Origin of the sequence: Paractinoplanes globisporus DSM 43857, assembly GCF_000379645.1 — a bacterium.
Classification (GTDB): domain Bacteria; phylum Actinomycetota; class Actinomycetes; order Mycobacteriales; family Micromonosporaceae; genus Actinoplanes; species Actinoplanes globisporus.
Window position 1 is genome coordinate 67,668 of the sequence record NZ_KB903311.1, and the last position, 14,157, is coordinate 81,824.

Below are 14,157 nucleotides of genomic sequence, written 5' to 3' on the forward strand. Positions count from 1 at the left end.
GTCGCCCCCGAGCGTCAGCCGTTGAACAGGCGGTTGAGCCAGCGTACCCGGGCCTCGCGGGCGTCCCGGCTCACCTGCGCGGCCGGCGCGATCCCGTCGAAACCGTGGAAGCCGCCCGGCCAGACGTGCAGCTCGGCGCGGCCGCCGGCCTGCCAGATGCGGCTGGCGTAGGCCACGTCCTCGTCGCGGAACGTCTCGGCGGAACCGACGTCGATGAAGGTGGCGGGCAGGCCGGAGAGGTCCTCCGCGCGGGCCGGCGCCGCATAGGGCGAGACGCCGGGGGCGCCCTGCTGGTCGCCGAGCAGCGCGGTCCAGCCGAACTCGTTGGCGTTGCGGTCCCAGACACCGAGCCCGGCCATCTGGTGCGCGGACGGGGTGTCGTTACGGTCGTCGAGCATCGGGCAGATCAGCATCTGGCCGAGCAGCTCCGGGCCGCCCTCGTCACGGGCGCGCAGGGCGAGCGCCGCGGCCAGCCCGCCACCGGCGCTGCCGCCGGCCACGATCATCCGGCCCGGCTCGAAGCCGAGCTCGTCGGCGTGCCCGGCGGTCCAGAGCAGCCCGGCGTAGCAGTCGTCGATCAGCGCGGGGTGCGGGTTCTCGGGCGCGAGCCGGTACTCCACCGAGACGACGACCAGGTTGAACTGCGCGGCCCAGTCGAGCATCTCCACGACGCCGGTCCGGCGGTCGCCGATCACCATGCCGCCGCCGTGGGTGTGGTAGACGCAGCCGAGCGTGCCGGTGGGGCTGACCGGCGTGCAGATCAGCAGCGTGATGTCGGGGTCGTCGCCGAGCCCCGGCACGACACGCTCCTCGATCCGGAACGTCCCGTCCCGCCGCAGGTCGTCGTCCGTGGGCACGGCCATGACCGTTCCCGACCGCATCATGGCGAGCGTCTCGGTGTCGAACGACCGCGGCATCATGTCGGCGAAGACGGTGAGCGCCGCCCCGAGCTCGGGGTCGAACGGCGGCGGGGGCAGGATGGTCGTCACGAGGGCCTCCAGGTGATCGCAATGTGACCGCTGTCACCAGCATGAAACCGTCGCGTGCCCGGACCGAGCGCCATCCGGCGGATTCTCCCCGCCATTTGGCGGGCTATCGCGCCCCGGCGAACAGCACCGCGGCGGCGTCCTCCCACGCGCCGACCAGGTCGACCTCGGCCGGATTGCGCAGCCACTGGATCTGCAGGCCGTCCATCAGGGCGACGATGCGCAGCGCCAGCCCTTCCGGGTCGGCCGCGCGGCCCTTGAGCAGCTCAGCGAGCGTCTCGATCGTGCGCCGCTGGCGTTCCTCGAAGTAGTCGTGCGCCGGATGGTCGGGAGCGAGCGACTCCGCCTCGAGCACCGCGAACAGCCGTACGATCTCGGGCTGCCGGGCATTGCGCCGGACCAGGGCCGAGCAGATCTCCCGGGGCGACGCCACCGCGGCCGCCGGGATGCCGCCCAGCGAGATCTCGAGCGCCCGCCGGTCCTCCTCGTCCCGGTGGTCGAGCACGGCCAGCAGCAGCCCGTCCTTCGACCCCACGTGGTGCAGCAGGCCGGGCACGGTGAGCCCGCAGCCGTCCGCCACGTCCTGCATCGACAGGCCCCAGAACCCGCGCTCGGCGATCAGCCGCGTGGTGACGTCGATGATCTGCCGGCGCCGCTCGGCGGCGGGCAGTCGCGGACGCGAGCGCCGCAGCGGCTGAATCACGGTCATGGCTCCTTCACAGCGGGAAGACTCTTGCCCGGGGAACCTGCCAAGCCTATGTTGCAGAGTAGTTAATACCTAGTAGGTACTAAGTAGTTCGTCCGGCGAAAGGACCAGCGGGCATGGAACTGAACGACCAGGCCGCCATCACGAGCGGCAGCGACTTCTGGTCCAGCGCGGCCGCCGGCGACGTCCCGGCGATCACGCTGACCGACGGACCGCACGGCGTACGGCTGCAGGTGCCCCACGCCGACGACCTGCTCGCCGGCCAACCGGCCACGTGCTTCCCGCCCGCCGTCGCCTCCGGCTCGACGTGGGACCCCGAGCTGCTGCGCCGGATGGGCGAGGCGCTCGGCGACGAGTGCCGCTCGATGGGCGTCCAGGTGCTGCTCGGCCCCGGCATCAACCTCAAGCGCACCCCGCTCGGCGGCCGCAACTTCGAGTATTTCAGCGAGGACCCGCTGGTCGCCGGCGTGCTGGCGGCGGCCTGGGTGCAAGGCCTGCAGAGCCGCGGCGTCGGCGCCTCCCTCAAGCACTTCGCGGTCAACAGCCAGGAGACCGACCGCATGCGCATCAGCGCCGACGTGGACGAGCGGTCGCTGCGCGAGCTCTACCTGCGCGCCTTCCAGCGGGTCGTGACGACGGCCCGGCCGTGGACCGTCATGTGCGCGTACAACCGGATCAACGGCGTCTACGCGAGCCAGAACCGCTGGCTGCTCACCGAGGTCCTGCGCGACGAGTGGGACTACGAGGGCCTGGTCGTCTCGGACTGGGGCGCCGTGGTCGACCGGGTCGAGGCGGTCCGCGCCGGCCTGGACCTCACGATGCCCGGCCCCGACCCGGCCGGCGACCAGTCCCTGGTGGACGCCGTCCAGGACGGCAGCCTCCCCGCCGACCTCCTCGCTCGATCCGCGGAACGGGTGCGAGCCCTGGTCACCAGGACCACCGCCGCGGCCCGGACCGACGGCTACGACGCCGAGGCTCACCACGCGCTGGCCCGCGAGATCGCCGCGCGGGGCATCGTCCTGCTCAAGAACGAGGGTGACCTGCTGCCGTTGAACGCCGAGCAAACCGTCGCGGTCATCGGTGAGACGGCCCGCACCCCGCGCTACCAGGGCGGCGGCAGCTCTCAGATCACCCCCACCCGCCTCGACGACGCCCTGACCGCCATCTCGGCGGCGGCGCCGGGCAACGTCCGCTTCACCGCCGACCCCGCCGAGGCCGGGGAACTGGCCCGCACCAGCGACGTCGCGATCGTCTTCGCCGCCACCGACCAGGAGACCGAGGGCTCCGACCGCGACTCCCTCGACCTCCCCGCGGCCCAGCTCGACCTGATCGCCCGCGTGGCCGCCGCCAACCCCCGTACGGTCGTGGTGCTCTCGAATGGCGCCGTGGTCCGCACCTCCCCCTGGGATGGGCAGGTGGCCGCGCTGCTGGAGGGCTGGCTCCTCGGCCAGGCCGGCGGCAGCGCCACCGCGGACGTCCTCTTCGGCCGCGTCAACCCGTCCGGCCGCCTCACCGAGACGATCCCGCTCAAGCTGGCCGACCACCCGTCCTACCTGGACTTCCCCGGCGAGGCCGGGCACGTCCGCTACGGCGAGGGCATCCACGTCGGCTACCGCGGCTTCGACGCGCGCGAGCAGGAGGTCGCCTACCCCTTCGGCTTCGGCCTTTCTTACACCACTTTCGCGTACGCCCCGGCGACCGCCACGGTCACCGACGCGGGCATCGACGTCCGGCTCCAAGTCACGAACACCGGCGCCCGCGACGGCCGGGAGGTGGTCCAGGCGTACGTCAGCCTGCCCGGCTCCCGGGTCCGCCGAGCCCCGCGCGAGCTGAAGGCCTTCGCCGGCGCCGAGATCCGGGCCGGCGAGACGGTGGACGTGGTCCTGCACATCGACCGCGCCGACCTCGCCTACTGGGACGTGCCCCTCTCCCGCTGGGTGGTGGAGGACGGCAGCTACACCATCGAGGTGGGCGCCAGCTCCCGCGACATCCGCGCCGCGACCACCGCCGAGGTCCCCGGTGACGGCGCCCGCCACCCGCTGACCGCCGACTCCACCATCGGCGAGTGGCTCAGCGACCCGCGCGGCGCCGAGGTCCTCATGGAGGTCTTCACCAAGATGATGGAGGAGGGCGGCGGCGGCATGGCCGGCGCACTCACGATGGACCCCGCCATGATGCAGATGGCCGCCAGCTTCCCGCTGTCGCGCATGGCCATGTTCCCCGGCAGCCCGTTCACCCCGGAAACCCTGGCCAACCTGGTGAAGGCGGCCAACTAACGAGATCGCGCTCGTTTCAACTACTCGCTCGACGGTCTGATGGCCGACCCCCGACACCGACCTCTGGAAGTTCTGCTCCGACCTGCTCGACGACGCCGACGGCGCCGACCACAACGACCAGACCGTTGACTTCCGCCGGAGCGCGCACACGCACGTCATGGGCCGCGTCGCGTACGAAGGCGTGTCCACCTCCTGCCCGCCAACCCCGACCCACCACTGGGCCAGCATCATGAACGAGGACGCAAGGTTGTCTTCTCCCGGAGCATGACGACAGCCGACTGAACAACACGACCATCGCCAGCGGCGACACGGCCGAGGAGATCGACCGGCTCTGTCGGGGCGGCGTCACCCTCTGGAGCTCGCTCATGGCGCTCGATCTCATCGACGAGTGGCACTTCAGCCTGTACCCGTAGGTCACCGGCGTGGGCACCCGGCTGTTCGACGACGAGCCCAAGTCCTACGCGCTCGACCTGGTCTCCTGCGAAGCCAAGACCAACGGCCGACTCGAGCTGCGCTATCGCCGCCCCGCTGATCCGCCTGTCGGATCGAGCACACTGGGGCCGGACTCGTGCGCGGCGCTGCATACAGTCAGTCCGTCCTGCCGTCGCGAGCACGGCGCCGGGGCTGTGGGAGCACAAATGTTCAATCGACCTAGTTCCACCACGGACGAGCTGCCGGGAGGACGCCCGGAACGCAGCCAGGCACGGACCGTGGCGCTGATCGGTGGCGCCGCAACGCTGCTGGCTGCCGTGATCAGCGGAGTGTTCCTCCTAGCCTCGAACCACGCCAACGGCGGCACGCCGACGGTGGTCACCACGATCCTCCAACCGCTGGGCACGGGCGGCCCGGATGCCCAGAACGAGCTGCCGAAGGGCTCGGCCGGAGGCGCCTTCCTCGCGGACGAGAAGGCCATCAAAGATCCGGGCGCAGCGGACTACGCTACGACCATCGGGGGCCGATCGGTGGTGAAAGCGCTCGGCCTGGGGTCCGGCGGCGAGGCCCAATACACCATTCCTTCGTCGGCCAAGACGTTCGCCGCGAACGTGGGTCTCGACGACAATGGCCGCTACCTGGATCCCGACGATGTCGGCACGTTCTCGATCTTCGGCGATTCCACCGAACTGGGACAGGTGACGCTCAAGCGCGGTCAGCTCGCACAGATCAATGCCTCTGTCGCCGGGCACAAAGTTCTTCAGCTGGGGTACTCATCGAACAACGAATTCAGCCAAGGCGTCTTCGGCGTAGCGAGGTTCGTCTCCTAGCAGCCGGGCTAGTCAGGCGGGGTGGACCGCCGTTGAGGCGCGTGGGATCAGGCGGCCGGGCAGGGCGCGGCGGCCGTGGGCCGGGTCGCCGTTGATGGCGGCGAGCAGGAGCTCGGCCGCTGTGCGGCCGATGCCCTCCAGGTCCATGTCGATGCTGGTCAGGGCGGGACGGCAGCCGTCGACCATGACGTCCCAGTTGTCGAAGCCGACCAGGGCGATGTCGTTGGGGACCGGGCGGCCCGACTCCTGGAGCGCCTCGGCCAGCCCTCGGGCGATCTGGTCGCTGCCGCAGAAGACGGCGTCCACCTCGGCTTCCGTGGAGAGAAGGATCCCGGCCGCCTGGCGCCCCCACGCCTCGGACCACTCGCCGAACAGGACCGGCGCGGCCGGTTCCAGCCCGGCCGAGGAAATCGCTTGCATCGCGGCTGACGCCCGGACGGTGGCCGAGTGGTGGTGTTCGGGGCCGGTCACGTGGGCGATCCGGCGGCGGCCGATGGCCAGCAGGTGCTCGATCGCGCGGCGGGCGCCGTCGGCCTCGTCGGGGACCACCGAGCAGTCCGCCGGGTCGGTGGAGCTGATGAAGGCGTAGACCACGGGCACGGGCAGAGACCGGCCGATCGGCGGCCTGGCCTGGGTGCGGCGTCCCGTGACGATGATGCCGTCGACCTGGCGGCCGAGCAGGGTGCGCAGGTAGTACTGCTCGCGGATCGGGTCGTCGCGGGCGTCGCAGAGGAAGACCGAGACCTGCCCCGCCCCCAGAGCGTCCTCGGCGCCGATCAGCAGCGGGATGCTGAAACGCCCGATACTGTCGGTGGTGATCATTCCTACCGTGTAGGTGCGGCCGGCCTGAAGACTGCGCGCGGCCGCGTTGGCGACGAAACCGAGCTGCTCGGCGGCCTCCTGGACGCGCCGGCGAGTCTCCGGACGCAAGGCGCCCCGCCCGTTCAAGGCCTTCGAGGCCGTCCCGGGGGAAACTCCGGCCAGGGCCGCGACCTCGCTGATGGTCGCGGCGCGATCGATGGTACCCAGTGTTTCCTCCCCGTTTCCCGACACGTGCAACCAGACCGTAACTTCCCCTTGACACGGCCGCAAGAGCCTCCCTAGCGTCAGGGCAATCGTTTTCCTTCTGTTTCTTCCTCCTCGGAAACCAAGGGGTACCGAATATGACCCTCTCCCGCCGGGTGTGGGGCGCCGTGGCCGCCCTGTCGCTCGTGGCCGGCGTGACAGCCTGCTCCAACGACTCCTCGTCCGACAGCGCCTCCGGCAGCAGCGGCGGCGGCACCTACAACATCTGGGACCCGTACCCGCAGTTCGACGACTCGTCGGACTGGGTGAAGCTGCTGCAGAAATGCGGCACCGACGCGGGCGCCACCGTCAAGCGCACCGGCTACGACACCACCGACCTCACCAACAAGGCGCTGCTCGCCGCCCAGCAGGGCAACTCCCCCGACGTGCTGATCATCGACAACCCGGTCGTCTCCACCCTGGCCGAGGCCGGCGTGCTCACCACCACCGACGACACCAAGATCGACACCTCCGCGGTCGAGCCCAACCTGCTGGCGGCCGGACAGCTCGACGGCAAGACCTACGGCATCCCGATCGGGGCGAACACCCTCGCGCTCTACTACAACAAGAAGGTCCTGGACGCGGCCAAGGTCGACCCCGCAACGGTCAAGGACTGGACGACGCTGACCGCCGCGCTGCAGAAGGTCAAGGCGGCCGGCAAGAAGGGCATCACCTTCTCGGCGATCGGCACCGAGGAGGGCTCGTTCCAGTTCCTGCCCTGGTTCTGGGGCTCCGGCGCCAACCTCACCCAGCTCGACTCGGCGCAGGCCGTGGCGTCGCTGACCCTGTGGACGGATTGGCTGAAGAAGGGCTACGCGCCGAACTCGGTGCTCAACAACACGCAGACCACCAGCTGGCAGGAGTTCGCCAGCGGCAACTTCGCGTTCAGCGAGAACGGCACCTGGCAGCTGGCCAACGCCAAAAAGACCGGTTTCGAGTACGGGATCATCCCGATCCCGTCCCAGGCCGGCGGCACGGCCCCGGCGCCCACCGGCGGCGAGTTCGTGACGGCCCCGGTCCAGAAAGATACCGGCCGGTACGCCACGAGCGAGAAGATCATCCAGTGCCTGACCAGCGAGGAAAACGCCCTGACGACGGACACGACCCTGTCCTACGTGGCGGCCACGAAGGCCGTCCAGGAGAAGCAGGTCGCGGCCAACCCGGAGCTGAAGGTCTGGGTCGAGGCGGTCGGGGCCGCGAAGGGCCGGACCAGCGACAACCTCGGCACGAAGTACCCGAAGATCTCGGAGCAGATGTGGACCGCGTTCCAGGCGGCCCTCTCGGGTTCGAAGTCGCCGCAGGACGCACTGACCGCGGCCCAGTCCGCCGCGGCCGCGGCCACCAAGTAGTCGTGGCCCACGACGTGATGTCCCGCGCCGAGGTGGCGGTCGCCGCCCCGGCGCGGGCTCCTCGCCGGCGCTCGGGCCAGTGGGCGGCCTGGGGGTTCCTCGTCCCGGTCGTGATCTACCTGATCGCCTTCTACGCGTACCCGCTGTACCGCAACCTCGACCTGAGCCTGCACAAGTACACGGTCCGGTCGTTCGTCCAGGGCGGTGCCCCGTTCAGCGGGCTCGACAACTACCGGGCCGTGATCGACAACCCGACGTTCTGGCCGGCGCTGATGCACACGATCGTGTTCACGGGCGTCTCGCTGATCTTCCAGTTCTCGATCGGCATGGCCCTGGCCGTCTTCTTCGCCCAGAACTTCAAGCTGTCGGCGACGTTGCGCGCGCTCTTCCTCGTACCGTGGCTGCTGCCTTTGATCGTCAGTTCGTCGACCTGGTCGTGGATGATGAACAGCGACTCCGGCGTGATCAACTCGCTGCTGAGGGCCGTGGGCGTCGACCCGGTCAACTGGCTGACCTCACCCTCCTGGGCGCTGACGTCGGTGATCATCGCCAACGTCTGGATCGGGATCCCCTTCAACCTGGTGGTGCTCTACAGCGGACTGCAGGCGATCCCGAGCGACATCTACGAGGCGGCCGCGCTGGACGGCGCGACCAGCTGGCAGCGGTTCTGGCGGGTCACCTTCCCACTGCTGCGCCCGGTCTCGGCGATCACGCTGCTGCTCGGGCTGGTCTACACGCTCAAGGTCTTCGACATCATCTGGATCATGACGAAGGGCGGGCCGACCGACTCGTCGACCACCTTCGCCACGTGGTCCTACAAGCTCTCGTTCGGAAACCTGCTGCCGCAGTTCGGGCCGGGCGCGGCCGTGGGCAATCTGCTCATCGTCATGGCGCTGATCTTCGGGCTGCTCTACATCCGGACGCAGCGGAGGGCCATGTCATGAGAAGTCGGGTCAAGACCGGTGTGGCGCTCCTGCTCACCGCGATCATGCTCTTCCCGGTCTACTGGATGGTCAACGTGTCCTTCACCAAGGACACGGACATGCGGCACGATCCGCCGTACCTGTTCCCGGTTCACGGCACGCTCGAGGGCTACCGGGCCGTCCTGCACCAGCAGATGCCCTACCTGGGGACGAGCCTGCTCGTGGGGCTCGGCACCGTCGCGCTGACGCTGGCGATCTCGGCGCCGGCCGGTTACTCGCTGGCAAAACTGCGCCCCCGCGGCGGCGGGGTCCTGAGTTTCGTGCTCCTCATGGCCCAGATGATCCCCGGAATCATCATGGCGATGGGCTTCTACGCCATCTACCTGCGCCTCGGCGTCCTCAACACGGCCCCCGGCCTGGTCCTCGCCGACTCCACGATTGCCGTGCCGTTCGGGGTCCTGATCTTCACGGCCTTCATGTCCGGGATCCCGTCGGAGCTGACCGCGGCCGCGACCGTCGACGGCGCCGGCACCTTCCGGACCTTCTGGTCGGTCGTCCTGCCGGTGAGCCGCAACGCGATCGTCACGGTCTCGTTGTTCGCGTTCCTCTGGGCGTGGTCCGACTTCGTCTTCGCCACGACGCTCGACGGCGGCGGCACGCGGCAGCCCATCACCCTCGGCATCTACCACTACATCGGCAACAACAACCAGCAATGGAACGCGATCATGGCCACCGCCGTCGTCGCGTCCATCCCCGCAACGCTGCTGCTCATCCTGGCCCAGCGCTACGTGGCCGCCGGCGTCACCGCCGGCGCCGTGAAAGATTGAGGAACGCTCATGATCGGCCCCGCCGCGCCCACCCCGTCGGCGCTCGCCGCACTGCACCCGCTGCCCCTATCGGCCGTCCGGTTCTCCCCGGAGGGCTTGCTAGGCAGCTGGCAGGAGCGCAACGCGGCCGCCACACTGCCGCACTGCATCGACCAGCTCAGCGCGTACGGGAACCTCGCCAACCTGCGCCGGGTCACCGGTGACGCGGACACCCCGTTCGTCGGCATGTGGTTCTCCGACACGGATGTCTACAAGACACTCGAGGCGATCGCCTGGGAGATCGGCCGATCCGGTGGCTCGTCAGAGTTTCTTGCGGACACCGCGGCATTGCTCGAGAAGGCACAGGACGCCGACGGTTACCTGGACTCCTACTACCAGGTCGACCATCGCGACGAGCAGTGGTCCGACCTGGGCTTCAGCCACGAGATGTACAGCGCCGGGCACCTCATCCAGGCGGCGGTCGCTGCGGCGCGAGCCGCCGACGCTCCCCAGTTGGTCACCGTGGCGCGCCGGTTCGCCGATCTTCTCGTACGCCGTTTCGGGCCCGGCGGCGCCGAAGTGATCGACGGCCATCCGGAGGTCGAGACCGCGCTCGTCGAGCTGTACCGGCTCACCGGCCACCGCCCCTACCTCGAGCTCGCCGAGCGTTTCCTCACGTTGCGGGGGCACGGCCTGCTCGGCGAGGGACGCTTCGGCCCCCGCTACTGGCAGGACGAGAAGCCGCTGGTCGAGGCCGAGGAGGCGACCGGCCACGCGGTGCGGCAGATGTACCTTCTGGCCGGCGCCGTCGACGTCGCGGTCGAGACGCATGCGACGGACCTGCTCGACGCGGCCGAGCGGCTCTGGGAGTCCGCCCTCGCCAGCAAGACGTATCTGACCGGCGGCCAGGGTTCGCGGCACAAGGACGAGGGCTTCGGCGACCCGTACGAGCTGCCACCGGACCGAGCGTACGCGGAGACCTGCGCGGCGATCGGCAGTTTCCACCTGGCGTGGCGGCTGCTGCTGGCGACCGGCAAGGCGCGCTACGCGGACGAGATGGAACGCCTGCTTCTCAACGGGATCGCGGGCAGCACGGCGCTGGACGGGCGCTCGTTCTTCTACTCCAACCCGCTGCAGTTGCGCACCGGTCATGACGGCTCACACGAGGACACCCCGTCCCAGCGCCTGACCTGGTACTCCTGCGCCTGCTGCCCGCCGAACCTGGCCCGTCTGATGGCGTCGCTGCACACCTACACGGCGACCGGCTCGCCCACCGGACTCCAGCTTCACCTGTACGCGGCCGGCACAGTCGTCAGCGGTGACCACACGCTCGACGTGCGCACGTCCTACCCCTGGGACGAGCGGATCGACATCACGATGACGACCGCCGGCGACGGCCCGTGGACTCTGGCGCTGCGCGTGCCGGCCTGGTGCCGCGAAGCCCGCCTGTCCGTGAACGGCAACCTGGTGAGGGCGGGTGCCCAGGAAGGCTATCTGCGGATCACCCGCTCCTGGAAAGCCGGCGACGTGGTGACCCTCGTGCTCGCCATGCCGCCGCGGGCGGTCGCCGCGCACCCCCGGGTCGACGCGGTCCGGGGCAGCGCCGCCCTCGCCCGGGGCCCGGTCGTGTACTGCCTGGAGCACGCCGATGTTCCGGCCGGCACCCTCTTCGAGGACCTGGAGCTGGACGTCTCGGTTCCGCTCACGACCGCCGACCACCCCCTCGCGCCGGCCGCGATCATGGCCGCACTGCGGGCTCGTCCCGATACTTCGGACCTGCTCTACCGGCCGCTCGAGGCCGCCACCGCCGGCACCACCGCCGTGTCCGTGCCGGCCATCCCCTACTTCCTGTGGGCCAACCGGGCCCCCGGGCCCATGCGGGTCTGGGTCCCGCTCGCCGCACGGGAGGCGTAACCGAGCGGGACGGAGCCACCCACCGTCCCGCTCCCCCACCCATCCACATCCCCGAGGTGCCAGTGAAGAATCAGCGCCGTGCCGCATCCGCGGCGACCCTGACCGTCCTCACACTTATCACCGCCGGCGCTCCCCAGCCCGGCACAGGCGGCAGGCACCACCCTCACCGTCAACGCCGGAACGGCCATCCGCCCGGTCACCCACGTCGCGTCGGGCGGGCTGTACGGCCTCGCCGAGAACAGCCGGCCCGCCGACTCGACCCTGCTCCCGATCAAGATGAACACCCTCACCCAACCGGCCCCCGGCGTCGGGCAGAAGCCGAACGGGCAGCCGCCCGGCGGCGACTCGCTGCGGGTCGCCCCGCAGGCCGACCGGGTCGGCGCCGCCGAGATCATCCGGATGCCGGACATCTACCCCGACTTCCCGTACAAGTGGGTGAGCTGGGACGACTGGCTGTCGAAGGTGGACACCATGGTCCGGGCCCGGCTGAACGCCACGTCCGTCAGCAACATCCAGGCGTGGGAGATCTGGAACGAGCCGGACTGGACCTGGAACACGTCGGCGGCCGGCTCCTGGAACGCGGGCTGGGTCCGTACCTATCAGAGAATCCGGTCTCTCGACACGGTGACCCCCATCGCCGGACCCGGGTTCTCCAGCTGGAACCAGAGCCTGATGAGCTCGTTCCTGTCCTACGCGAAGGCCAACAACGCCCTGCCGGACGTCGTCGTCTGGCACGAGCTGTCCGGCGCCTCCGGCATCGCGGCGCACGTCGCCGCGTACCGGTCGATGGAAAGCTCTTTGGGGATCAGCGCCCGCCCGATCGTCATCAACGAGTACGCGACCACCGGCGAGGTCGACGTCCCGGGCGCGGTGACCAGCTACATCGCGAAGTTCGAGCGGGCCGGCATCCAATCGGCGCAGCGGGCCTTCTGGTACGAGTACGGCACGGTCAACGGTCTGGTCGTCAACAACAGCCAGCCGACCGGCACGTGGTGGCCGTACAAGTGGTACGGCGACATGGCCGGCAACATGGTGCAGACCGTCCCGGCCACCCAGACTGGGCTCGACGGTTTCGCCGCCTACGACGGCACGCGGAAGATCGTGAACGCCGTGGTGGGCAACGAGTCCGGCACCAACTACGTCCGGGTCACCGGCCTCGCGGCCCTCGGCAGCTCGGTCTCGGTGACGCTCGAGTCCGCCCCGAACTCCGGTCGCTTCACGGCGGTCACCGCCCCCACCACCATCTCGACGTCGACGTACACCGTCAGCGGTGGGGCCATCACCGTGACCGTGCCCAACATGGACGCCGGGCGCGCCTATCACCTGGTCGTCCAGCCGACCAGCGGCGTGCCCTCCTACCAGCAGCGGTACGAGGCCGAGAACGCCTCGGTGTTCCGGGCGACGCGGCTCAGCGCGTCGAGCGCCTCGAACGGCGGCTACGTCGGGCGCATCGACAACACCGGGGACGCCCGCACGGACAGCTACGTGGACTTCGTGGTCAACGTGCCGACGGCCCGGGCGTACACGATGACGGTCGGCTATGCGAACGCCACCGGCGCGACCGCCACGCAGGGGCTCGCGTACAACGGCGGCGCCTGGTCGACGATCAGCTATCCGCCGACGGCCGCCTGGGGCGTTTTCGGATCGACGGTGAGCGTCAGCGTCGCGCTGAAGGCCGGATATAACGTGATCCGTCTGGCGAAGGGGGCACCGAACTTCGCGGGCGGCACAGGCTACGCCGAGCTGGACTACATCCAGCTCACCTGAGGTGCCGACACGGCCGGGGTTGCCTGTGCGATCCCGGCCGTGCCGCACGGTAGTTTGCTGGCATGCAACGGCCGCGCACCGCCACCATCCGCGACGTGGCCGCGCTCGCGGGCGTCTCGGTCGGCACCGCCTCCAAGGCCCTCAACGGCCGCGGCTCCCTGCGCGCCGACACCATCGCGCGAGTCCGCCAGGCCGCCGACCAGTTGGACTTCCAGCCCAACCCCGCCGCTCGCAGCCTCCACGCCGGCCGCACCTACACGGTCGGCATGATCACCACCGACACCATCGGCCGCTTCAGCATCCCGCTCCTCATAGGCGCCGAAGACACGCTCGGCGCCGGCGAGATGTCGGTCCTGCTGTGCGACGCCCGAGACGACCCGATACGAGAACAACACCATCTGCGTACGCTGCTGGGCCGCCGCGTGGACGGCATCATCGTCACCGGCCGCCGGGCCGGCACCCGCCGGCCGTTGGCGTCCACCGCGGGAGTCCCGGTCGTCTACGCCTTTCTCGCCTCGACCTCCCCCGACGACTGCTCGGTGATCTCCGACGAGCCCGGCGGCGCCCGCCTGGCCGCCGACCACCTGCTCACGGTCGGCCGCCGCCGGATAGCCGTGATCACCGGCCCCGAGCACCACCACTCCGCCCGGGTGCGCGCCGTCGCCACCATCGCCCACCTGGCCGCCGCCGGCGTCGAGCTGGTGACGCCCCCGCTGCACGGCGAGTGGAGCGAGGCCTGGGGACGCCAGGCCGTCGGTCTGCTGTCGGCCCAGCAGATCTCCTTCGACGCGGTGATCTGCGGCAGCGACCAGATCGCCCGCGGCGTCGCCGACGCCCTCCGCGAGACCGGCCGCCACGTCCCCCAGGACGTGGCCCTCACCGGGTTCGACAACTGGGACGTGATCGCGCTGGCCAGCCGCCCCCCACTGACCAGCATCGACATGGACCTGGAGGGCCTGGGCCGGGCGGCCGCCTCGCTGCTCCTCAAGGCCATCGAGGGCAACCCGGCACCCGGCACCCACCCCCACCCGGCCAAACTCGTCATCCGCGACTCAACGGTTCCCGCCTGAGGCGGCGGGAACCTTCGCTGTGCAGTTGTCAAT

At 70.2% G+C, this 14,157-nt stretch carries 11 protein-coding genes; 8 read left to right on the top strand and 3 right to left on the bottom strand.

Features of this window, described 5'->3' with window-relative positions:
* Window positions 1-14: 14 nt before the first annotated feature.
* Window positions 15-989 (bottom strand): alpha/beta hydrolase, encoded by a 975-nt coding sequence (locus A3CQ_RS0126125; RefSeq protein ID WP_020513904.1) that lies wholly within the window; start codon window positions 987-989, stop codon window positions 15-17.
* Between the two features lie 103 nt (window positions 990-1,092).
* A complete protein-coding gene (locus tag A3CQ_RS0126130; protein ID WP_020513905.1) occupies window positions 1,093-1,695 on the bottom strand; it encodes a TetR/AcrR family transcriptional regulator in 603 nt (200 codons plus the stop codon).
* Window positions 1,696-1,808: 113 nt separating this feature from the next.
* Here A3CQ_RS0126130 and A3CQ_RS0126135 point away from each other — a divergent pair, with 113 nt between their 5' ends.
* Together A3CQ_RS0126135 and A3CQ_RS0126140 are read left to right on the top strand one after the other, a co-directional pair.
* Window positions 1,809-3,968 carry a glycoside hydrolase family 3 C-terminal domain-containing protein gene (locus tag A3CQ_RS0126135; protein WP_020513906.1) on the top strand — a complete coding sequence of 720 codons (2,160 nt, stop codon included), beginning with the start codon at window positions 1,809-1,811 and terminating at the stop codon, window positions 3,966-3,968.
* Window positions 3,969-4,390: 422 nt separating this feature from the next.
* Complete coding sequence (locus tag A3CQ_RS0126140; RefSeq protein WP_211216685.1) at window positions 4,391-5,230, top strand: NPCBM/NEW2 domain-containing protein; 840 nt, start codon at window positions 4,391-4,393, stop codon at window positions 5,228-5,230.
* A 12-nt stretch (window positions 5,231-5,242) separates the two neighbouring features.
* On the opposite strand, the gene A3CQ_RS0126145 is transcribed toward A3CQ_RS0126140, so the two are convergent.
* Window positions 5,243-6,283 carry a LacI family DNA-binding transcriptional regulator gene (locus A3CQ_RS0126145; RefSeq protein ID WP_020513908.1) on the bottom strand — a complete coding sequence of 347 codons (1,041 nt, stop codon included), beginning with the start codon at window positions 6,281-6,283 and terminating at the stop codon, window positions 5,243-5,245.
* Between the two features lie 110 nt (window positions 6,284-6,393).
* On the opposite strand from A3CQ_RS0126145, the gene A3CQ_RS0126150 reads away from it, so the two are divergent.
* The 6 genes from A3CQ_RS0126150 (at window position 6,394) to A3CQ_RS0126175 (ending at window position 14,124) form a co-directional block, all read left to right on the top strand.
* The gene (locus A3CQ_RS0126150; protein ID WP_020513909.1) at window positions 6,394-7,644 is read left to right on the top strand and encodes a sugar ABC transporter substrate-binding protein; all 1,251 of its coding nucleotides are present in this window, start codon (window positions 6,394-6,396) and stop codon (window positions 7,642-7,644) included.
* Window positions 7,645-7,646: 2 nt separating this feature from the next.
* Entirely contained in the window at window positions 7,647-8,588 is a 942-nt protein-coding gene (locus A3CQ_RS0126155) for a carbohydrate ABC transporter permease (RefSeq protein ID WP_020513910.1), read from the top strand.
* Window positions 8,585-9,394, top strand: coding sequence for a carbohydrate ABC transporter permease (locus tag A3CQ_RS0126160; RefSeq protein WP_026206214.1), 810 nt, complete (start codon window positions 8,585-8,587; stop codon window positions 9,392-9,394). The genes A3CQ_RS0126155 and A3CQ_RS0126160 overlap by 4 nt, the downstream gene beginning before the upstream one ends.
* Window positions 9,395-9,403: 9 nt before the next feature.
* Window positions 9,404-11,287: a glycoside hydrolase family 127 protein gene (locus A3CQ_RS0126165; protein ID WP_020513912.1), complete on the top strand. Its 1,884-nt coding sequence runs from the start codon at window positions 9,404-9,406 to the stop codon at window positions 11,285-11,287.
* A 276-nt stretch (window positions 11,288-11,563) separates the two neighbouring features.
* Window positions 11,564-13,054 carry a carbohydrate-binding protein gene (locus A3CQ_RS54010; protein WP_020513913.1) on the top strand — a complete coding sequence of 497 codons (1,491 nt, stop codon included), beginning with the start codon at window positions 11,564-11,566 and terminating at the stop codon, window positions 13,052-13,054.
* 62 nt (window positions 13,055-13,116) lie between these two features.
* Window positions 13,117-14,124 (top strand): LacI family DNA-binding transcriptional regulator, encoded by a 1,008-nt coding sequence (locus A3CQ_RS0126175; protein ID WP_020513914.1) that lies wholly within the window; start codon window positions 13,117-13,119, stop codon window positions 14,122-14,124.
* The last annotated feature ends 33 nt before the right edge of the window (window positions 14,125-14,157 follow it).